The organism is Streptomyces sp. rh34 (assembly GCF_002551245.1).
Classification (GTDB): domain Bacteria; phylum Actinomycetota; class Actinomycetes; order Streptomycetales; family Streptomycetaceae; genus Streptomyces.
Map to the genome: position 1 here is coordinate 1 of NZ_NTGZ01000020.1, position 19324 is coordinate 19324.

Annotated in this window: 21 protein-coding genes and 1 pseudogene; 11 read left to right on the forward strand and 11 right to left on the reverse strand. The window is 72.4% G+C overall.

Annotated elements, in window-relative coordinates:
- The 3 genes from CR470_RS06865 to glmS form a co-directional block, all read right to left on the reverse strand.
- A partial coding sequence (locus CR470_RS06865; RefSeq protein ID WP_107489448.1) for an NAD(P)H-hydrate epimerase occupies window positions 1-820 on the reverse strand: 820 nt, incomplete at its 3' end.
- Window positions 821-896: 76 nt separating this feature from the next.
- Window positions 897-1265, reverse strand: coding sequence for a holo-ACP synthase (locus CR470_RS06870; RefSeq protein ID WP_097866699.1), 369 nt, complete (start codon window positions 1263-1265; stop codon window positions 897-899).
- A 58-nt stretch (window positions 1266-1323) separates the two neighbouring features.
- A complete protein-coding gene (gene glmS / locus CR470_RS06875; protein ID WP_097866700.1) occupies window positions 1324-3171 on the reverse strand; it encodes a glutamine--fructose-6-phosphate transaminase (isomerizing) in 1848 nt (615 codons plus the stop codon).
- A gap of 194 nt (window positions 3172-3365) precedes the next feature.
- Between glmS and CR470_RS06880 the strand changes: the two genes are divergently transcribed.
- Window positions 3366-3776 (forward strand): PIN domain-containing protein, encoded by a 411-nt coding sequence (locus CR470_RS06880; protein WP_097866701.1) that lies wholly within the window; start codon window positions 3366-3368, stop codon window positions 3774-3776.
- 62 nt (window positions 3777-3838) lie between these two features.
- Here the strand turns inward: CR470_RS06880 and CR470_RS06885 are convergent, their stop codons facing one another.
- Entirely contained in the window at window positions 3839-5194 is a 1356-nt protein-coding gene (locus tag CR470_RS06885; RefSeq protein ID WP_097866702.1) for a M14 family metallopeptidase, read from the reverse strand.
- A gap of 194 nt (window positions 5195-5388) precedes the next feature.
- Between CR470_RS06885 and CR470_RS06890 the strand changes: the two genes are divergently transcribed.
- Window positions 5389-5766, forward strand: coding sequence for a hypothetical protein (locus CR470_RS06890; protein ID WP_143663780.1), 378 nt, complete (start codon window positions 5389-5391; stop codon window positions 5764-5766).
- Window positions 5767-5857: 91 nt separating this feature from the next.
- On the opposite strand, the gene CR470_RS06895 is transcribed toward CR470_RS06890, so the two are convergent.
- The 4 genes and pseudogenes from CR470_RS06895 to CR470_RS06910 all read right to left on the reverse strand — a co-directional run bounded on the left by CR470_RS06895 (window position 5858) and on the right by CR470_RS06910 (window position 9173).
- The gene (locus CR470_RS06895; RefSeq protein WP_373561392.1) at window positions 5858-6895 is read right to left on the reverse strand and encodes an RNA polymerase sigma factor; all 1038 of its coding nucleotides are present in this window, start codon (window positions 6893-6895) and stop codon (window positions 5858-5860) included.
- Window positions 6896-6995: 100 nt separating this feature from the next.
- Window positions 6996-7217, reverse strand: a pseudogene (locus tag CR470_RS41270) (sigma factor); the annotation flags it as partial.
- 74 nt (window positions 7218-7291) lie between these two features.
- Window positions 7292-7642, reverse strand: a complete 351-nt coding sequence (locus CR470_RS06905) for a YciI family protein (RefSeq protein WP_032792637.1) — start codon at window positions 7640-7642, stop codon at window positions 7292-7294.
- A 139-nt stretch (window positions 7643-7781) separates the two neighbouring features.
- Window positions 7782-9173: a BTAD domain-containing putative transcriptional regulator gene (locus CR470_RS06910; protein ID WP_097866704.1), complete on the reverse strand. Its 1392-nt coding sequence runs from the start codon at window positions 9171-9173 to the stop codon at window positions 7782-7784.
- Window positions 9174-9322: 149 nt separating this feature from the next.
- Here CR470_RS06910 and CR470_RS06915 point away from each other — a divergent pair, with 149 nt between their 5' ends.
- On the forward strand, window positions 9323-9850 hold the full coding sequence (locus CR470_RS06915; RefSeq protein WP_179892170.1) for a hypothetical protein: 528 nt from the start codon (window positions 9323-9325) through the stop codon (window positions 9848-9850).
- Here the strand turns inward: CR470_RS06915 and CR470_RS06920 are convergent, their stop codons facing one another.
- On the reverse strand, window positions 9851-10891 hold the full coding sequence (locus tag CR470_RS06920) for a hypothetical protein (protein WP_097866705.1): 1041 nt from the start codon (window positions 10889-10891) through the stop codon (window positions 9851-9853).
- Window positions 10892-11244: 353 nt separating this feature from the next.
- Window positions 11245-11664, reverse strand: a complete 420-nt coding sequence (locus CR470_RS06925; RefSeq protein WP_097866706.1) for an ATP-binding protein — start codon at window positions 11662-11664, stop codon at window positions 11245-11247.
- 135 nt (window positions 11665-11799) lie between these two features.
- Between CR470_RS06925 and CR470_RS06930 the strand changes: the two genes are divergently transcribed.
- The 8 genes from CR470_RS06930 (at window position 11800) to CR470_RS06965 (ending at window position 17829) form a co-directional block, all read left to right on the forward strand.
- Window positions 11800-12681 (forward strand): helix-turn-helix domain-containing protein, encoded by an 882-nt coding sequence (locus CR470_RS06930; protein ID WP_097866707.1) that lies wholly within the window; start codon window positions 11800-11802, stop codon window positions 12679-12681.
- On the forward strand, window positions 12678-12869 hold the full coding sequence (locus CR470_RS06935; protein ID WP_097866708.1) for a DUF397 domain-containing protein: 192 nt from the start codon (window positions 12678-12680) through the stop codon (window positions 12867-12869). Before CR470_RS06930 ends, CR470_RS06935 begins: the two co-directional genes overlap by 4 nt.
- Window positions 12870-12872: 3 nt before the next feature.
- Window positions 12873-13271 carry a VOC family protein gene (locus CR470_RS06940; protein WP_097866709.1) on the forward strand — a complete coding sequence of 133 codons (399 nt, stop codon included), beginning with the start codon at window positions 12873-12875 and terminating at the stop codon, window positions 13269-13271.
- Between the two features lie 160 nt (window positions 13272-13431).
- Window positions 13432-13923, forward strand: coding sequence for a hypothetical protein (locus tag CR470_RS06945; protein ID WP_097866726.1), 492 nt, complete (start codon window positions 13432-13434; stop codon window positions 13921-13923).
- A 149-nt stretch (window positions 13924-14072) separates the two neighbouring features.
- Entirely contained in the window at window positions 14073-14693 is a 621-nt protein-coding gene (locus CR470_RS06950; protein WP_097866710.1) for an RNA polymerase sigma factor, read from the forward strand.
- Entirely contained in the window at window positions 14681-15679 is a 999-nt protein-coding gene (locus CR470_RS06955) for a CU044_5270 family protein (RefSeq protein WP_097866711.1), read from the forward strand. The genes CR470_RS06950 and CR470_RS06955 overlap by 13 nt, the downstream gene beginning before the upstream one ends.
- Window positions 15680-15838: 159 nt before the next feature.
- On the forward strand, window positions 15839-16834 hold the full coding sequence (coaA, locus tag CR470_RS06960; protein WP_097866712.1) for a type I pantothenate kinase: 996 nt from the start codon (window positions 15839-15841) through the stop codon (window positions 16832-16834).
- A 29-nt stretch (window positions 16835-16863) separates the two neighbouring features.
- A complete protein-coding gene (locus CR470_RS06965; protein WP_097866713.1) occupies window positions 16864-17829 on the forward strand; it encodes a DUF389 domain-containing protein in 966 nt (321 codons plus the stop codon).
- Window positions 17830-17887: 58 nt separating this feature from the next.
- Here CR470_RS06965 and glmM read toward each other — a convergent pair whose 3' ends face one another.
- A complete protein-coding gene (glmM, locus tag CR470_RS06970; RefSeq protein WP_097866714.1) occupies window positions 17888-19246 on the reverse strand; it encodes a phosphoglucosamine mutase in 1359 nt (452 codons plus the stop codon).
- Window positions 19247-19324: the final 78 nt, after the last annotated feature.

Consider the following 19324-nt stretch of genomic DNA (forward strand, 5'->3'; position numbering starts at 1 on the left):
GTCCGACGTACCGCACGGCACCGGCCCCGCCGCGCAGCGCGCCCGCGACCGCGAGGACCGCGGCGCCCGGGTAGCGCTCGGACCCGGCGACGACGCCGACGACCCCGCGCCGGTACTTGTCGCTCTCCGGGCCCGGCGACGGCAGCAGCGCGGCGACGTCCGCGTACTGGAGGGCCTCCAGGTCCGGTGGCTCGGGCAGTTCCGGGCCGAGCCCGATGTCCACCAGCCGCAGGGCCCCGGCGTGTTCGGCGGCCGGGTCGATCAGGAGGCCGGGCTTGTAGGTGCCGAAGGTGACCGTCGCGTCCGCCCGGACCGCGTCGCCGTGCACCTCCCCGGTGTCGGCCTCCACCCCGCTCGGCAGGTCGACGGAGACGACCGGGGTACGGTCCCGGGTCACCGTGTGCAGCAGCCCGGTGGCGTCCTCGCGCAGCCCGCCGCGTCCGCCGATGCCGGTGATGCCGTCCACGACGAGGTCGAGCACGCCGAGCCCGTCGGGCCCGTCGACGACCTGTCCTCCGGCCGCCAGCAGCGCGGCGAGGCCGCCGGGGTGGGCCCGGTCGGGGGCGAGCAGCAGGGCCCGGACGCCCGCGCCCCGGCGGGCCAGGCGGGCACCCGCGTACAGCGCGTCGCCGCCGTTGTCGCCGCTGCCGACCAGGAGCAGGACCCGGGACCCGTACACGCGGCCGTTGCGCCGCAGCAGATCGCCGCAGGCCACGGCGAGCCCGGCGGCGGCGCGCCGCATCAGGGCGCCCTCCGGCAGCCGTTGCATGAGGGCGGCCTCGGCGGCCCGTACGGTCTCCACGCTGTAGGCACGTCGCATGGGTCCAACCCTCCGCGATCACGCGGGCCGACGCCACCCCCGCAGGGGTGTGGCGGCTCGTTCGGCCGGGCGGGGCTCAGCCCTCGGCGATGACCACGGCCGACGCCACCCCCGCGTCGTGGCTGAGCGAGACGTGCCAGCTACGCACGCCCAGTTCGGCGGCGCGGGCGGCGACCGTGCCGCGTACCCGCAGCCGGGGCTGCCCGCTCTCCTCGACCCAGACCTCCGCGTCGCTCCAGAGCAGCCCGCCGGGTGCGCCGAGCGCCTTGGCCAGGGCCTCCTTCGCGGCGAACCGGGCGGCGAGCGAGGCGGTTCCGCGCCGCTCGCCGCTGGGCAACGTCAGCTCGCTGTCGACGAACAGCCGGTCGGCCAACTGGGGCGTACGCTCCAGCGCCGCGCCGAACCGCTCGATCTCGGCCACGTCGATCCCGACCCCGATGATCACGACCCCACCCTCGCTGTTCCTGTCACGCTCGCGCCCCGGGACGCCCCGGGCCGCTCGCTCACTCCACGGTCACGGACTTCGCCAGGTTGCGCGGCTGGTCCACTTCGTTGCCGCGGGCCGTCGCGAGCTCGCAGGCGAAGACCTGGAGCGGCACGGTGGCGACCAGCGGCTGAAGCAGCGTAGGCGTTGCGGGGACCGTGATGAGGTGGTCGGCGTACGGGACGACGGCCTCGTCGCCCTCCTCGGCGACGACGATGGTGCGCGCGCCCCTGGCCCGGATCTCCTGGATGTTGGACACGATCTTGCCGTGGAGCACCGAACGCCCGCGCGGCGAGGGGACGATGACGACGACCGGGAGGCCCTCCTCGATGAGCGCGATCGGCCCGTGCTTCAGCTCGCCGGCCGCGAAGCCCTCGGCGTGCATGTAGGCGAGTTCCTTGAGCTTGAGCGCGCCTTCGAGGGCGACCGGGTAGCCGACGTGGCGGCCGACGAACAGGACGGTGTCGTGGTGGGCGAGGGACCGGGCCAGCTCGCGCACGGGCTCCATCGTCTCCAGGACCCGGTCGACCTCGCCGGAGATCGCGGAGAGCTGGCGCACCACCGTACGGATCTCGTCGCCCCACTTCGTGCCGCGTACCTGGCCGAGGTAGAGCGCCACGAGGTAGCAGGCGACGAGCTGGGTGAGGAAGGCCTTGGTGGAGGCGACGGCTACCTCGGGCCCGGCGTGCGTGTAGAGGACGGCGTCGGACTCGCGCGGGATCGTCGAGCCGTTCGTGTTGCAGATGGCGAGCACCTTCGCGCCCTGTTCGCGGGCGTGCCGCACCGCCATCAGGGTGTCCATGGTCTCGCCGGACTGCGAGATGGCGACGACGAGGGTGCGCTGGTCCAGGATCGGGTCCCGGTAGCGGAACTCGCTGGCCAGTTCGGTCTCGCAGGGCAGCCGGGTCCAGTGCTCGATGGCGTACTTGGCGATCATCCCGGCGTGGAAGGCGGTTCCGCAGGCAACGATGACGACCTTGTCGGCCTCCCGCAGGTCGGCGGCCGGGATGCGCACCTCGTCGAGGTGGAGCGCGCCCTCCCCGTCGATCCGGCCGAGGAGGGTATCGGCGACGGCCCGGGGCTGGTCGGCGATCTCCTTGAGCATGAAGGAGGCGTATCCGCCCTTCTCGGCGGCGGACGCGTCCCAGTCCACGTGGTACTCGAGCACCTCGGCGAGCTCCCCGTCGAACCCGGTGACGACGACGCCCTCGCGGCTCAGCTCGACGACCTGGTCCTGGCCCAGCTCGACGGCGGACCGGGTGTGCGCGATGAAGGCGGCGACGTCCGAGGCGAGGAACCACTCGTCCTGCCCCACGCCCACGACGAGCGGTGAGTTGCGCCGGGCGCCGACCACGACGTCCGGCTGGTCCGCGTGCACGGCGACCAGGGTGAACGCCCCCTCCAGCCGCCGGCACACCTGGCGCATGGCCTCCGCGAGGTCCCCGCCGGCCGAGAACGCCTCGGCCAGCAGATGCGCGACGACCTCGGTGTCCGTCTCCGACTCCAGGGCGTGGCCGCGTCCGGCCAGCTCGCGGCGCAGGGCCGCGAAGTTCTCGATGATCCCGTTGTGCACGACGGCGACCCGGCCCGCGTTGTCCAGGTGCGGGTGGGCGTTGGTGTCGGTGGGCGCTCCGTGCGTCGCCCAGCGGGTGTGCCCGATGCCGGTCCGCCCGGCCGGCAGCGGCCGGTCTCCCAGCTCCTTCTCCAGATTGACGAGCTTGCCCGCCTTCTTCGCGGCGGCGAGCCCGCCGTCCGCGAGAACGGCGACGCCCGCCGAGTCGTAGCCCCGGTATTCGAGGCGCTTGAGTCCTGCGACGACGACGTCCTGCGCCGACTGCATCCCGACATAACCCACGATTCCGCACATAGCGGCACCCTAAGGCCGGAGCCACCTCGCGGGAGGAATGTTGGTGACATGCAATTCTTCATACATGCCTCACATCCGGTGACGCGTGACGGTGGGGCCGGACCATGTCGGTGACACAGATCGACATAGACGATGAAGCCCTGGGGCGCGGTCGAGGACGCCGAGCGGCGACACCGGGCGGAGGAGGACGGCCGGTGATCCATCTTCTCGACACGTCGGGCCTCGTACGGCTGCTCTCCGACACCATCTCGCGGCCGGCGTGGTCCGCCGCGATCGAGGCCGGTACGGTCGCCTCCTGCCATCCGCAGCGAGCGGAGTTCCTGTACGGCGCCAGGGACGCGCGCGAGTACGACGAGATCGTGGAGATGTTCACCGACCTCTACCCGGACGTCTCCGTGCCGAAGAGCGCGGGCCGCTGGATCACCTCGGTCCAGCACCGCACGGCACACGCCGGACACCACCGCAGCGCCTCCGCCGTGGACCTCGTCATCGCGGCCACGGCGGCCCATCACGGCCTGACGGTTCTTCATGACGACCTCGACTGCCGGACGGTCGCCCGGCACGCCCCTGACCTCGTCGAGCACAGCGTCCATGACGTGGCCTGAAGCTCCGGTGCGGGCCCCTGCGGAGAGCGGGAGAGCGGCCGCACCGGAGCGGGACCGGCCCGTCAGGAGCAGTACTGCGCCTCCTTGCCGATCGACCGGTACATGCAGTCCGCGTTCTCGATCAGCTGGAGCACCGCGTCCCGGTTCCGGGACGTCTCGCGCTCGATGACCTCGTCGGGCGGGTAGAAACCGCCGCTCCAGGACGAGCGGGGATACATCTCGAAGGTGTAGCCGAAGATCTTCTGCGAGCCCCACAGCCAGTCGTCGATGGACCCGTCGGTGATGTACAGGTCGCTGGACTGCTCGGCGGTGTATCCGTTGCTCGCCGCCATCTTGCGGCCCACGGCGGCGAACGCGTTGCGGTCGTCGGCGGTCATGCCGGGGGCGGTGTCGTCGTACGTGTAGCCGAAGGGCCACAGCACCAGTTCGCTGTACGTGTGGAAGTCGATGGCCGCCGTGATCTGCTGCTTCCCGCCGATCACCCGGCTGCGGACGAAGTCCGCCACGACCCTCGTCTCGGGAGCCGACTCGGCCGCGGCCCCGCGGTAGGTGTCCGACGACGGGCTGGAGGAGGAGCCGCCGCAGCAGCCCCACTTGTAGGCCCAGTTGCGGTTGAGGTCGGTGCCGATCGCGCTGGAGCCGGAGTTGGGCTGCCGGTTCTTGCGCCAGCTGCGGTAGGAGCCCGAGGCGATGTCGTACTCGCCGCCGTCCGGGTTCATGTCCGGCACGATCCACAGCTCCCGGCCGTCGACCGCCTTCGTGATCCGGGAGTCGGAGCCGTAGCCCTGGCCCAGTTCGCGGAGCAGGTAGAGCGCCATCTCGACGGTCAGGTGCTCGCGGGCGTGCTGGTGGGCGGTGAACAGGACCTCGGGTTCGGCCTCGTCGGCGGCGACGTTGTCGCTGACCTTGACCGCGACGACGTCGCGGCCCTGGTAGGTCTTGCCGATGACGCGCTTGCTCATGATCGAGGGGTTCGCGGCGATGCGCGCGTCGATCGCCGCGTTCATCTCGGCGTAGTTGTGGTAGCGGGAGTCGGCGGGCGGGAAGTCGAGGGCGCTCACGCCGTCCGCCGCGTGCGGCTCGGCGACCGGGGCGGGCAGGGCCTCCAGTACGTGGCCGCGCGCCCGGAGCTTCCGGGCCTGGGCGGCGTTCGCGGTGATCACGACGCCGTGGTCGTGGACCTCGTCGATCGAGACGCCCGCGCGGGCGATGTCGGTGCGGGCGGCGGGGGTGGTGCGCCCGGTGATCTCGTACTGGAGCGTCCGCTCGTCCGCGGCGACGGCCGCGTCCGGGGCCGAGGTCCCGGCGGTCGCCACGGCGGTGGCGGGGGCCGCGAGGGCGAGGGCGAGCAGGATGGTCAGGGCAGCGTTGCGTCGGCTCTTCGTCGGCCGGGATCTCCGTGCGGTGACGAGTCGCATGCTGGCATCTCCTGGGTCCGTCGGGTGGGGGGGTGGAGCTGTGCGACGGACACAGAATGAACTTATGTCATGACCGGGTCAAGACAATGGTTCCGGCCATCCCCTCTGCTTCGGGCGACCGGAGATCGGCAGGAGAATGGCTCCGGAATCCGCTTCGATGCGAGGCGGATCGCGAACAGCGGGGAGGACAAAGGGTGTCGGCGGAGAGTTTGACGACGGGTCAGTGGTGGATCGTGGCGGTGGCCGCGTCCGCGTCGCTCCTGGCGGCGGTCCACTTCTGCTTCAGGAACCGCAGGGCGACGGTCTACTCATTGATCGCGCCCGCCCTCGGAGCTGTCGCCGTCCTGGGGTTCCGCGGCGCACACGACCACTCGGAGGTGGAGGCGCTGGTCATCTTCTCGGTCTCCCTGCTCTCCTTGGCTCTGCTGATCGTGGCCATGAGGCCGGACATGGAGAAGATCAGGGCGAAGGCCCTGATCGGCGAGACGTACGAGGTCCCGAAGTGGAAGGTCAACGTCTACGGGGTGCTGGTGGTGGCGTTCGCGGTGGTCGTGGTGTTCCTGCTGCTGTAGAGGCAGGAAGCCCTGCCGCTGTGGAAGAGCGGGAAGCCCTGCTGCTGCCGTGGAGGAGCGGGGAGGCCCTGCCGGAGAAGCAGAAGCCCCCCTACTCCCCCAGCTTCCGCCGCAGCGCGGCCCGTTCCGGCTCGGTGCCCGCGAGCTCCAGCGCCTCCCGGTACGCGGCAGCCGCCTCCCCGTCGCGCCCCAGCCGGCCGAGCAGATCCCCCCGCGCCACGACGTACGGCGGGTACGCCCGCAGCCGGGGCTCCCCCGCCAACGCGTCGAGCAGCGCGAGACCGGCCCCCGGCCCGTCGCGCATCGCCACCGCCACGGCGCGGTTCAACGCCACGACGGGGGACGGGGTGAGCGTGAGGAGCACGTCGTACAGGGCCACGATCTGCGGCCAGTCCGTGGCCGCCACGTCCGCCGCCTCGTCGTGCAGGGCGGCGATGGCGGCCTGCACCCCGTACGGCCCGGCCGGCCCGCCGGTCAGCGCCCGGACGACCAGGGCGCGGCCCTCCCCGATCATCGGCCGGTCCCAGCGCCCCCGGTCCTGGTCCTCCAGGAGCACCGGCTCGCCCTGCGGCCCGGTCCGCGCGTCGCGCCGGGCGTGGACGAGGAGCAGCAGCGCGAGGAGCCCGGCGCTCTCCCGCTCGGAGGGCAGCAGACGGTGCAGTATCCGGGCCAGCCGGATCGCCTCCTCGGCCAGGTCGAGCCGCTGGAGACGGGGGCCCGAGCTGGCCGCGTACCCCTCCGTGAAGACCGAGTAGACGACCTGGAGCACCCCGGGCAGCCGCTCCGGCAGTTCGTCGGGGCCGGGCACCCGGAACGGGATCCGGGCCTCGCGGATCTTCTTCTTGGCCCGCACGATGCGCTGGGCCATGGTCGCCGTCGGCGTGAGGAACGCCCGCGCCACCTCCGGTGTGGTGAGCCCGGCGAGGCACCGCAGGGTCAGTGCGGTGCGGTCCTCGGCGGCGAGGGCGGGGTGGGTGCAGGTGAAGAACAACTGGAGCCGTTCGTCCGGAAGTTCACCGTCCCCGGCCCGGGACACGTCCGGGGCGGGGGCGGGCTCGGCGCGCTCCGCGTCGGCGGCGAGGACGGCGAGCCGGGCGGCGTACGCCTGGTCGCGCCGCAGCCGGTCCACGGCCCGGCGCCGGGCGGTCGTCAGCAGCCAGGCCCCGGGCCGGGCGGGGACTGTCTCTTATACACATCTNAGATGTGTATAAGAGACAGGCGTACGCCTGGTCGCGCCGCAGCCGGTCCACGGCCCGGCGCCGGGCGGTCGTCAGCAGCCAGGCCCCGGGCCGGGCGGGGACGCCCTCGGCGGGCCAGTGCCGCAGCGCGGCCTCGATCGCCTCGGACGTCACCTCCTCGGCCAGGTCGAGGTCCCCGAACCGGCGGACGAGGGAGGCGAGCAGCAGCCCGCGCTCCTCCCGGAACACCGCCTCGACGGCCTCGGCGGCCACGCGGCCCTCGTGCGGGGACACACCCTCCCCCGGGGGCTCCTCCCCTGGGGACACACCCTCGCCCGGCACGGCTCTCAGGCCCCGAAGTCCGCGACCGGCCGGACGACGACCGAGCCGCCGTCCCGCGAGCCGGGACAGCGTGCGGCCCAGTCGAGGGCGGCGTCGAGGTCGGGCACGTCGATCACGAGGAACCCGCCCAGCAGCTCCCGCGTCTCGGCGAACGGCCCGTCCGTCACGGTCCGCTCCCCGGTCGGCGAGACCCGCACGGTGGTCGCGGTCACCAGATCGGCCAGCGACTCCCCGGAGACGTGGATCCCCGCGTCGCGTACGTCCTTGTCGTAGGCCATCCAGTCCTCGACGGTGCACTGGGGCGCGCCGCCCTGCTCGTCGACGGCCCCGCTGTGGATCAGCAGCATGTACTTCATGGTCGGCTCCTTCTCGCCTGCGTGTCGCGCCCGCCGTGCGGGTCGCCCTACACGATGACGACGAACGGGACCGGGGCGGATCGACACGCCGCCCGAATCTTTTTCACGACGTGTTTCACGACGGGGCTGCCGGTCCACATCACGACGGGATCCGGCGTCCCGCCGCGTCCTCGTCCTCCTCGTCCTCCGCGCCCGCCCCCGCACGCCCGCAGACGCCCATGCTGCACCAGCGACGCCGGCCGCCCGCGTCGAGGAAGAGCCACCCGCAGTCCTCCCCCGGGCAGACGCGGACGGTGAGGCGGCGGGGATCGGCGAGCAGGTCCGCGGCGCGCTGGGCCACGGCGTACAGCGGGAGCCGGGGCCCGGATGCCGGGTCCGGGCTCCAGCGCCCGAGGCCGTCCTCGCCCCGGACGAAGACCGCGCGGCGCATCGCCTCCTGGACCACCTCGGCGACCCGGGCGAACGCCCCGCCGTCGCCCCGGCCCCGCTCCTCCGTCAGACAGCCGTACAGCGCGCCCCGGAACTCCCGCGCTCCCGCCAACACGACACTCGCCTCCTCGGGCCGCTCCTCCGCCCGCCGCAGCAGCCGGGAGACCGTACGGTCGTCGAGGAGGTCCAGGTGCCCGGCCCAGACCGCGAGCGTGCGGTAGCCGCGCAGCCACTCCGAGCCGGGCCGCCGCTCGCCGCCCCACCCCGCGTAGGTGTTGCAGAACTCCAGGGCCGGGTCCCCGCTGGTGTTCCACGGCAGCCACTCCCCCCGCACCCGGACGGCGTACGTGGGTGGCGCAGGCCGCCGCAGGGCCGGGTCGTCCCGGCGTACCCGGTCGTACAGCGACCGCAGGTCCCGCCCCGGCTCGGCGTCGAAGACGGACCGCAGGGCGCCGCGCGTGGCCCGGTAGAGCCCGAGCGCGTCCGCCGACCGCCCGCTGCGGTGCAGGGCGACCATGCTGTCCGCGACGAGGCGTTCGCGCTCGGGGTGTTCCTCGGCGAGCGGGGGCAGCTCGGCGGCCACGCGCTCGTGCCGCCCCAGCGAGAGGAGAAGCCGGGCGCGCTCCTCCGCCGCCGACAGCCGCAGCGCGGCGAGCGGCCGGCCGATCCGGTCGCGCAGGGCCTCGTCCGCGACGTCCGCGAGCGGTTCGCCCCGCCACAGCGCGAGCGCCCGGTCGTAGCGGAGCACCCGCTCCTCGTCGTCCACGGCCGACGGCGCCTCGCGCACCGCGTCCTCGAAGGCGCGGACGTCGAACTCGTGGTCGTCGGGGCTCAGGAGGTAGCCGTCGTGCCGCGTCTCCAGCTGTACGCCGTCGGGCCCGAGGGCGGCGCGCAGCCTGCCGATGTAGGTGTGCACGGTGGACCGGGCCCCGGCCGGGGCCTCGCCGTTCCAGAGCAGGTCGATGAGCCTGCCGGTCGGAACGGTCCGGCCCGCCTCCAAGGCGAGCACGGCCAGCAGGCACCGCTCCTGGCGGCGCAGCCCCGCGAGCACGGGCCGCCCCCGGTGGAGGACGACGAAGGGCCCGAGCAACTGGAATTCCATCGGGCAAGGATCCAGCCGGCCCTGCCCACGGGGCCACCCCTCGGCCCGGCACGCATCGTGGTGAGCCTTTGGTGAGCGACCCGGCGCATGCTGCGTCGAACACACGGCCCCGGCCTCCGGCCGACGGCCTCCGACTTCGGGGAGTTCTCATGCGCAGCATCGTTCTCGGCGCCCTCGGCACGGCCTGCGCGGCCGTGGTGACACTCGGCACGGGCCACGCGGCGGCGGCCGCCCCCGCCACCACCGCTCCGCAGGGATCCGGCTGGGAACCGGCCCCCTCGGCCCCCTGGGACGTCGCGGCGGGCGAGCGGTGCGCGTTCGCCATCCACGGCGAGCCGATCGTGGACGAGGTCGTCCGGCGCGAACTGCCCCCGCCCGCCGAGGGCGTCACGCGCAGCGCGTACAAGGGCGACCTCGTGGTCCGGGTGACGAACAAGGAGACCGGGGCCCACTACGACGCCGACGTGAGCGGCTCCGCCCTGGTCGACGTGTACGCCTCCGGGGCCCAGTTCTGGCGGGTGGCGGGCCCGGTGCTGGTGGGCGTCGGGGACGGCAACCTCGCGCGGGGGATGTACGTCGTCGACGGCGTCTACACGATCGGCATCAGCCCGACGGGCAGCAAGACCGTGACGGGCCCGGTGGTCGCCACGGACAGCATCTGCGCGCACATCGACTGATCAGGCGCCGAGCAGGCACGGCTCGTCGTCCGCGTACGCCCGGACCTCGCGGCATTCCCCGCAGGATCCCGGCTCGGACGACCGGAAGGCGCGGTCGCAGTCGTCACAGTTCTGGAGGGGGACGACGGGCGCGGCGGCGGGCAGGCGCGGCGGAAGGAGCGCGATGAGCCGGTGCCGTACCAGCTTCGCCGGGTGCCGGAGGGGTACGGGCGGGTCATCGGTGAGCGCGACCCGCACGGCGTCCGGCCGCATGCCCCGCTCCAGCCAGGCGGCGACCCCGGGGGTGAGCCCCTCCACGTCCGCCTCGGTGAGGACGAACCGGGGCGCGGCATCCTGGAGCCCGGCGAGCAGGCGGGCGGCCTCGGCGAACAACGCGGCGGTGGGCCTGTGGGGGAAGGGCAACGGCGGGGGCGGCGGCTTGGGCGCGGTGGGCGGCGGCACGAGCCGGGGAGCGGACGCCGGTGCGTGTCCGAGCGCAGACGCAGATACGGGTACGGGTACGGGTACGGGGGCCGGTTCGCGCTCCGGTACGGGAGCGGGTGCCGCCTCCCGTACGGGCGGCTCCGGGGCAGGAGCAGGAGCGGGAGCAGGGGCAGGAGCAGGGGCCGGGGCAGGGGCAGGGGCAGGGGCAGCGGCTGAAGTTCCGACAGCCCCGGCCCCAGCCCTGGCCACAGCCGCAGCCCCCGCCCGCCGGGTCGCCGCCTCCGGGTGGTTGTACGACTCCGTACGCGTGGCCACCCGCCCGCCCTGAACACGTTCGCGGATGCGGCGCAGGAACCCGTGGTGCTCCAACTCCCGCAGCGCGGCGGCGATGCGCGCCTCGCTCTCCGGGAAGATCGCGGCGAGGGCCTTGACGCCGATGCGCCTCCCGGCGGGGAGCGACTGGATGTGGGTGCCGAGGCCGATGGCCAGCAGGGACATGCCCCGGTGCTGGGAGAGCCGGTTGGAGATGATCGAGTAACCGTCGGTGAGCCGGATGTTGATGTGTACGACACCGGAGGACGGGACGCGCGAGGGCGCGCTAACCTGCTGGGTATCCATCGGGAAGGTACTGCTTCCTGTTGGTCAGGTCCTCGATCGGGATGCCAGTCCCGGCCGGGGGCCGTCTCATGTCTGGGGTGGTGGTCAGCGTGAGCATATGCCCGCCAACAGGTCATAAATCCAGCCCGGTTGGCACACTTCACCCATGTGAGTGACGGCGCGTACGCACGCTCACACGCCCGCGCGCCCAGGGGTAGCCACTGCCCCGGTCAGGGTTGGGTTGGGTTATTTCCCCCGTACTAAAAGACACGTACTCAAAAGCTTTTACGTCGCGGGTGGCCGCGACGCGGTCCACCACGTCGCGGCCACCCACATCCCGGCTCACCGGGTCGCGGTTCACCGGGTCGCGGTAGTCACGATCCGGTGAGCGCCACCTCCGCCCACACGGTCTTGCGCGGGAACGGCCCGTGTTCCGTGCCCCACCGCACCGACAACGCCTCGACGAGCAACAGCCCGCGCCCGCTCTCGGAATCGGCGTCCGGGTCCCGCTTCAGCGGGTCCCGGTCACCCCGGGTGTCGACGACCTCGATCCGCAGGATGTCGTCGTACACGCTGAGCAGGATCCGGAAGTCCCGCCCCGGGACGTACCCGTGCAGAGCCGCGTTGGTCGCCAGCTCGCCGATGACAAGCCCCGCGTCCTCCAGCGGCAGCCCCCAGGAACGCAGTTGTTCGGTGGCCAGCAGGCGGGCGAGCCGGGCACCACGGCGGGTGGCGGAGAGCTGGACGGTGAACTGTCCGGTGCGAGCCCTCGGTTGGGTGATTCTTTGGTTCATGTCACTCAGAGTGTCCGGACGTATCTACTCTGAGAAGCACTGACGCGCGTACGGACAGTGACTGTCCCCGGTGTACCGGGCCCCGTCCCCGCCGTACACGTCCGGCACACGGACACGGGTGGAGGCCTCTGCCGCATGACTGACGAGAACAACCAGGACCGCGAGGACCGCACGGCGCTCGACGGGGACGACGAGGACCAGGACTTCGGCCTGGAGGACGACTCCGGCGCGGTCATCGCGGCGGTCGGCCGACAGATCAAGCTCTGGCGCGAGTCGGCCGGACTGCGCGCCGCCGAGCTGGGCACGGCCATCGGGTACAGCGAGAACCTGGTCTTCAAGGTCGAGGGCGGCCGGCGCATCCCGAAGCCGGAGTTCCTGGACAGAACCGATGACGCCGTGGGCGCGGGCGGCAAGATCTCGGCGATGAAGAAGGACGTGGAGGAGGCGCGGTATCCGAGGAAGGTCCGCGACCTGACGAAGCTGGAGGCGGAGGCCGTCGAACTCGGCGCGTACGCCGGGGTGGTGATCCACGGGCTGCTCCAGACCGAGGAGTACGCGCGCGCTCTGTACCGCGAGCGACGGCCCGCCTACAGCGAGGACGACGTCGAGCGTCTGGTGGCGGCCCGCATGGCCCGGCAGGTGGTGTTCGACCGGCGCCCCGCGCCGCTTCTGACCTTTGTCCAGGAGGAGTCGACCCTGCGGCGGCGCACCGGAGGCAGAATGGTCTTGCGCCGCCAGCTCGAACGCCTGCTTGAGCTGAGCCAGTTGCGGCATGTCGAGATCCAGGTCATGCCGATGGAGGCGGAGGAGCACGCGGGTCTCGGCGGTTCACACCGGATCCTTAAGCTCAAGGACGGAAAGACGGTCGGGCACAACGAGGTCCAGCTCATCAGCGGGCTGATCACCAACCCACGCGAGGTGCAGATCCTGGAGATGCGGTACAACCTGATCCGGGCGCAGGCCCTCACTCCTCGGCTGTCACGGGAATTCATCGAGAAACTGCTGGGAGAGACATGAACAGCACCGAGCTGACCTGGTACAAGAGCAGCTACAGCACCAACGACGGCCCTGATTGCGTCGAGGTCGCCACCGCCCCCGCCACCATCCACGTACGCGACTCCAAGCAACTCCAGTCCGGCGGCCCGCACCTCGGCTTCACCCCCGCCGCCTGGGCGGACTTCGTCACGTACGCGTCGGAGGCCTGAGCCATGTCCGTACCACCGACCGTACGCGTCAAGGACTTCGACCACCTCGTCCTCAACGTCGGGGACGTCGAGCGGGCCATCGCGTTCTACTGCGGGCCGCTGGGCCTGGAACCCGTACGGGTCGAGGAGTGGCGGGCGGGCAAGGTGCCCTTCCCCTCGGTCCGGGTCAGCCCGACCACGATCATCGACCTGCTGGACCGTCCGCGCGGCGAGTCGAACGTGGACCACATCTGCCTCGTCGTCGACCCGCTCGACTGGCAGGAGGTGATCGACTCCGGGGTGTTCACGGTGAAGGAGGGCCCGGTTCCCCGCTTCGGGGCCCGGGGCTCGGCCACCTCGGTCTACGTACTCGACCCGGACGGCAACACGGTCGAGCTGCGCTGGTACCCGCAGGACGCCTGAAGTCGCACGCCTGCCGCGCCGGGCTCCCCGGGACTCCGGGCCGTACTCCCGGGGAGCGGGGAGCCCGAGGGCCCGGGATACGCTGCTGCGCCCACCCTTACCGGAGGTCATCTCAGTGTTCCCCGCCCGGGTACTCGCCGCTGCCCCTTTGGTTCTGGCGATGTTCGCCCTGTCCGGCTGCACTTCCCTGTGGGGCTGCACCGACACGCGTGCGCAGCGCGGTGAGGCCGGTGTCAGGGTGCAGGTCGAAAACACGTCCGGGCAGCCTCTCGGCGTCACCGCCGAGGTCGTCGACTGGCGGCTGGAACCCCACCCGCAGGTGCCTTCCGACGGAGACAGGGTCCACTTCCACTACCGCTACGAAGGCGTCAGCACCGGCGGGATGTCCGGCCCTGCGGTGGATGTCTGCGCGGTCGACGACGAGCGCGTGGCGTTGGGGTGTCAGACGGTCCATTCGTCCGGGTCGTGGCCCGAGCCGGACGGTGCCCTCACGGGCGACCGGTGGCTCGTGGTCGAGGACTCCGAGCAGGTTGCCGAAGTGCTGTTGATCCCCAATGACCAGTCCTACGAACCACGAACCTGCGAGCAGGACATGAAGGACGGTGGCGGGACGCATCCTCCGGAAACACCCCGCAGGGGGGACCAGCTGTAGGGAGGCCAGGGCGGTCGAGCACGGGGCGGCCCTCACCCGGTGCGGGGCCGGGCTTCCCGGACGGCCCGCCCCGAGGAGCCGTGAACCTTTCCGGCCGCTGCGGACAACAGGGGTGACAGCCACACCGACCGACGCCCCCTGGAGGCGCAGTGACCGGACCACCTCCGGCCCGCCCCGGCATCGAACGCGAAGACGAAGACGACGCCGACGTCATCACGCAGTCCCTCGACGAGCCCGAACTGTTCGCCGGGCTGTACGACCGGCACGCCCCGGACATCCACCGCTACGCCGCCCGCCGCCTCGGGGAGGGCGCGGCGGACGACATCACGGCGGAGACGTTCCTCATCGCGTTCCGTACGCGGGACCGCTACGACACCGCCCACCGGCTGGCCCGGCCCTGGCTGTACGGCATCGCCGCCAACCTGATCGGCAAGCACCGCCGTACCGAGGTCCGCGCGCTGAAGGCGCTGGCCCGGACCGGCCACGACCCGGTGGCCGCGTCCTGGAGCGACCGCTCGGACGACCGGCTCGCCGTCCAGGCCCCCCTGGCGGGGGCGCTGGCCTCGCTCTCCCCCGGCGACCGGCACGTCCTGCTGCTCGTCGCCTGGGCGGACCTCGGCTACCAGGAGGTGGCCGACGCGCTGCGGATACCGCTGGGCACGGTCAGATCCCGTCTGAACCGGGCCCGCCGCAAGGTCCGCGAGTCCCTGAGCACCGACCCCGCGTTCGCCTCGGCCGAACAGGAGCTGACCCCGTCATGGACGAAATGAACCGGCTGCGGGAGCTGCGCGCCGACGCCCCCGTGCCCGACCGCGCCGCGCTCGCCCCCGGCCGAGAACGCCTGACCGACGCCATCACGGGCAGGAACCGCCGTGCCCGCAGGATGCGGGCCGACTGGCGGGTCGCCTCGCTCGGCGCGGTGGTGGCGATCACCGCGGCGGCGCTGTTCATCACCCAGGTCGTGGACACCTCCGCCCCCCGGCAGTCGGCCCCGGCGACCGTGGCCGGCGACCTCGACCTGTCCGGCCCGGAGGCCGCCCTGGGGCGGGCCGCCGACTTCCTGGAGCGGCAGGAGGTGCCGCCGGAGCCGCGCCCCGATCAGTGGATCTACCTCCGGCAGGTCGGCGGAGAGCCGGCCCAGCCGACCAGGAAGGACGGGTCGGACTCCGGGATAACGGTCTCCGCGGAAAGGCCGGATCCCGACTCCTGGATCCCGTACGACGACAAGGCCGCGGAGAACGACGAGTCCGACACCGACTACCGGACCGCCCGCGAGTCCTACAAGATCGCCGCGGATCTCCCGGACGCCCCCGAGGCGCTCCTCGCGGCACTGCGGAAGGTCTTTCCCACCGGCACCGGACCCGACGGGCCCCCCGAAGCCACGGACGAGCACAGCTTCCGCGCCCTGTCCGTCCTGCTGGAGTCGTACCCCATCCCGCCCGACGCGCTGGCCCGCGTCTACCGGGCGATGGCCACGGTCGACGGCGTCGAAGTGACCGACCACCTGATCCGGGACGCCTCCGGCCGCCAGGTCATCGCCGTGACCCGCGAGTACGACGGGCAGGACATCCGGCGCGAGATCCTCATCGACCCGGTGGACTACAGCTACGCGGGAGAGCGCGACGTGGTCACCAGGACACACGAGATCTCCAGCCCCGGCGGGCTCGAACCCATGGTCTACAAGCGAGGCGACATCCTGATCGACGTCGCGAGAACCAGGGCGGCCGTCGTCGACGCCAAGGGCCAGAAGCCCTGACCGTGCGGCTCGCACGAAACCGGGCGCGGGCCCGGTGTCCGGCACAGGGGAACGGACACCGGGCCCGAGGCCGTTCCGGGGCGCGGTCGGACCCGCCCCCGCCACCCACGTGACCGACCCCACCCCCCACTCCGTTCAAAGTCCCGCAACAATGAACAGGTGATCACCTCACCCGCACGGAGCCCCCACCGTCGCACCGAGCATGCGCCGACCCCCTACGTCGACCTCTCGCGCGACGAGTGGAGCGCGCTGCGGGACAAGACCCCGCTGCCGCTGACCGCCGACGAGGTGGAGCGGCTGCGGGGGCTCGGGGACGTCATCGACCTGGACGAGGTGCGGGACGTCTATCTGCCGCTCTCCCGGCTGCTCAACCTGTACGTCCAGGCCACCTCGGGGCTGCGCGGCGCGCTGAACACCTTCCTCGGCGACGCCGGGAACGGGCACGGGGCGCAGCGCGGCACCCCGTTCGTCATAGGGGTCGCGGGCAGTGTCGCCGTCGGCAAGTCCACCAGCGCCCGTATCCTCCAGGCGCTGCTGGCCCGCTGGCCCGAGCACCCGAGCGTCGAGCTGGTGACCACGGACGGGTTCCTGCTGCCGATGAAGGAGCTCAAGGCGCGCGGGCTGACCTCCCGCAAAGGGTTCCCGGAGTCCTACGACCGGCGCGCCCTGACCCGCTTCGTCGCCGACATCAAGGCGGGCAAGGACGAGGTGACCGCGCCCGTCTACTCGCACCTGATCTACGACATCGTCCCCGGCGAGCGGCTCACCGTGCGCCGCCCCGACATCCTCATCGTCGAGGGCCTCAACGTCCTTCAGCCCGCACTGCCCGGCAGTGACGGCCGCACCAGGGTCGGGCTCGCCGACTACTTCGACTTCAGCGTGTACGTGGACGCGCGCGCCGAGGACATCGAGACCTGGTACCTGAACCGTTTCCGCAAGCTGCGCGCCACGGCGTTCCAGGACCCGTCCTCGTACTTCCGCAAGTACACCCAGGTCTCCGAGGAGGAGGCGCTGGACTACGCGCGCACGATGTGGCGGACCATCAACAAGCCGAACCTGCTGGAGAACGTGGCTCCGACACGCGGCCGTGCCACCCTGGTGCTCCGCAAGGGGCCGGACCACAAGGTCCAGAAGCTGTCCCTGCGCAAGCTCTGACCCCTGCGCCCCGGAAGGGCGGCCGCCGCGTGCTGCACCTGCGTCTGATCGTGCCCGCCGACACCACGGACGAGGTCGTCGCCCTGCTGGAGTCCACCGTCGGCACCGCCCATCTGGTGGTCCTGCCGGGCGCCGCCCGCTCCCCCGTCGGCGACGTGGTGATGTGCGACGTGGCGCGCGAGGCCGGCGACGAGCTGATCGGTGCGCTGCGCCGCCTCGGCATCGACCGGTCCGGGTCGATCACCGTGGAGAACATGGAGCTGACGCTCTCCGACCACGCCGACCGGGCGGAGGAGGAGGCCCCGGGCGACGGCGCCGACGCGGTGCTGTGGGAGGAGCTGACGGAGGCGACGCACGAGGAGTCGACGTTCTCCATCACCTACGTCTCCTTCCTCGCCCTCGCCACGATGCTCGCCGCCTGCGGGGTGATGCTCGACAACGCGGTGCTGATCGTGGGCGCGATGGCGGTGGGCCCGGAGTTCGGCCCGCTGGCCGGGATCTCCACGGCCCTGGTGCAACGCGCCCCGCGCCTGGTCGCACGCTCGCTGTGGGCGCTGGTCGGCGGCTTCGCCCTGGCGATGCTGACCACCGCGGGCTTCGCCTGGGTGATGGACGCCTTCGGCCTCTTCAACAGCGGGATGATCGACAAGCCCCGGCCCAACACCGGGTTCATCTGGCACCCGGACTGGATGTCGTTCGTCGTGGCGTTCCTCGCGGGCGTCGCCGGGACGCTCTCGCTCACCTCCGCGAAGTCCGGGGCGCTGATCGGGGTGGCGATCTCGGTGACGACCGTCCCGGCCGCCGCCAACGCGGCCGTCGCGTTCAGCTACTCCGACTACCAGCAGACCGTCGGCTCCGGGCAGCAGTTGCTCGCCAACCTCGGCGGGATCATCCTCGCGGGCACGCTGACGCTGCTGCTCCAGAAGGCCCTGTGGAAGTTCTGGCGCGCGCGGAAGCCCCCGGCGAGCACACCAGGGGCTTCCGTACGTGCGTGACAGGTACGCGCGTGACCCGTACGCGCGTGACCCGTGAGCCGGGCCGTGGAGCGGCGGCTCAGCCCAGCGCGGACTTCACCACATCGGCCAGCCGGCCGGCGACGGCCCGCGCCTGCTCGATGTCGGCGGCCTCGACCATGACCCGCACCAGCGGCTCCGTGCCCGACTGGCGCAGCAGTACGCGCCCGGTCTCACCCAGCTCGCGCTCCGCCTCGACGACCGCGGTGGCCAGCTCGGACGAGGTGTTCACCCGGGACTTGTCGACGTCGGGGACGTTGATGAGGACCTGCGGCAGGCGCTGCATGACCCCGGCCAGCTCGGCGAGGCTCCGGCCGGTGGCGGCGACGCGGGCCGCCAGCATCAGGCCGGTCAGCGTGCCGTCGCCGGTCGTGGCGTGGTCCAGGACGATGACGTGCCCGGACTGCTCGCCGCCGAGCGCGAAGCCCTCGGCCTTCATCGACTCCAGGACGTAGCGGTCACCGACCGCCGTCTGGACGAGCCGGATGTTCTCGCGCTCCATGGCCAGCTTGAAGCCGAGGTTCGACATCACGGTGCCGACGACGGTGTCCTTGCGCAGCTGACCGGCGTCCCGCATCGCGAGGGCCAGCACGGCGAGGATCTGGTCGCCGTCGACCTCCTCGCCCGCCGCGTCCACGGCGAGGCAGCGGTCGGCGTCGCCGTCGTGCGCGATGCCGAGGTCGGCCCCGTGCTCGACGACGGCGGCGCGCAGCAGCTCCAGATGGGTGGAGCCGCAGCCGTCGTTGATGTTCAGGCCGTCCGGGTCCGCCCCGATGGTGACGACCTCGGCCCCGGCCCGCGCGAACGCCTCGGGAGAGACCCGGGCGGCGGCGCCGTGCGCCTCGTCCAGGACGACCTTGAGACCGTCGAGCCGGTTGGGCAGGACGCCGATGAGGTGGGCGACGTACCGGTCGAAGCCCTCCGTGTAGTCGGTGACCCGGCCGACGCCGGCGCCGGTCGGGCGGCTCCACGGCTCACCGGTGCGGTGCTGCTCGTAGACCGTCTCGATCCGGTCCTCCAGCTCGTCGGCCAGCTTGTGGCCGCCGCGCGCGAAGAACTTGACGCCGTTGTCGGGCATCGCGTTGTGACTGGCGGAGAGCATCACGCCGATGTCCGCGCCGAGCGAGCCGGTCAGATACGCCACGGCGGGCGTCGGCAGGACGCCGACGCGCAGCACGTCCACACCGGCGCTGGCCAGGCCGGCCACTACGGCGGCCTCCAGGAACTCTCCGGAGGCCCGCGGATCACGTCCGACCACGGCGGTCGGGCGATGGCCCGCGAAAGTGCCCGCCTCGGCGAGTACGTGCGCCGCCGCGACCGAGAGGCCGAGCGCGAGCTCGGCCGTCAGATCGGCGTTGGCGACACCGCGTACTCCGTCCGTACCGAAGAGTCGTCCCACTGGTGTCCTCCGAAGTGCTCCGAAACCACAAACAACCACTGCACAGCAAACAAACTGAGCAACGAAACAACGAAAGCA

Coding starts and splice junctions, on each gene's coding strand:
- glmS (WP_097866700.1), bottom strand. CDS start 3,171: ATGTGCGGAATCGTGGGTTATGTCGGGATGCAGTCGGCGCAGGACGTC.
- CR470_RS06885 (WP_097866702.1), bottom strand. CDS start 5,194: ATGCGACTCGTCACCGCACGGAGATCCCGGCCGACGAAGAGCCGACGC.
- CR470_RS06905 (WP_032792637.1), bottom strand. CDS start 7,642: ATGAAGTACATGCTGCTGATCCACAGCGGGGCCGTCGACGAGCAGGGC.
- CR470_RS06910 (WP_097866704.1), bottom strand. CDS start 9,173: ATGGAATTCCAGTTGCTCGGGCCCTTCGTCGTCCTCCACCGGGGGCGG.
- CR470_RS06915 (WP_179892170.1), top strand. CDS start 9,323: ATGCGCAGCATCGTTCTCGGCGCCCTCGGCACGGCCTGCGCGGCCGTG.
- CR470_RS06920 (WP_097866705.1), bottom strand. CDS start 10,891: ATGGATACCCAGCAGGTTAGCGCGCCCTCGCGCGTCCCGTCCTCCGGT.
- CR470_RS06925 (WP_097866706.1), bottom strand. CDS start 11,664: ATGAACCAAAGAATCACCCAACCGAGGGCTCGCACCGGACAGTTCACC.
- CR470_RS06930 (WP_097866707.1), top strand. CDS start 11,800: ATGACTGACGAGAACAACCAGGACCGCGAGGACCGCACGGCGCTCGAC.
- CR470_RS06935 (WP_097866708.1), top strand. CDS start 12,678: ATGAACAGCACCGAGCTGACCTGGTACAAGAGCAGCTACAGCACCAAC.
- CR470_RS06940 (WP_097866709.1), top strand. CDS start 12,873: ATGTCCGTACCACCGACCGTACGCGTCAAGGACTTCGACCACCTCGTC.
- CR470_RS06945 (WP_097866726.1), top strand. CDS start 13,432: ATGTTCGCCCTGTCCGGCTGCACTTCCCTGTGGGGCTGCACCGACACG.
- CR470_RS06955 (WP_097866711.1), top strand. CDS start 14,681: ATGGACGAAATGAACCGGCTGCGGGAGCTGCGCGCCGACGCCCCCGTG.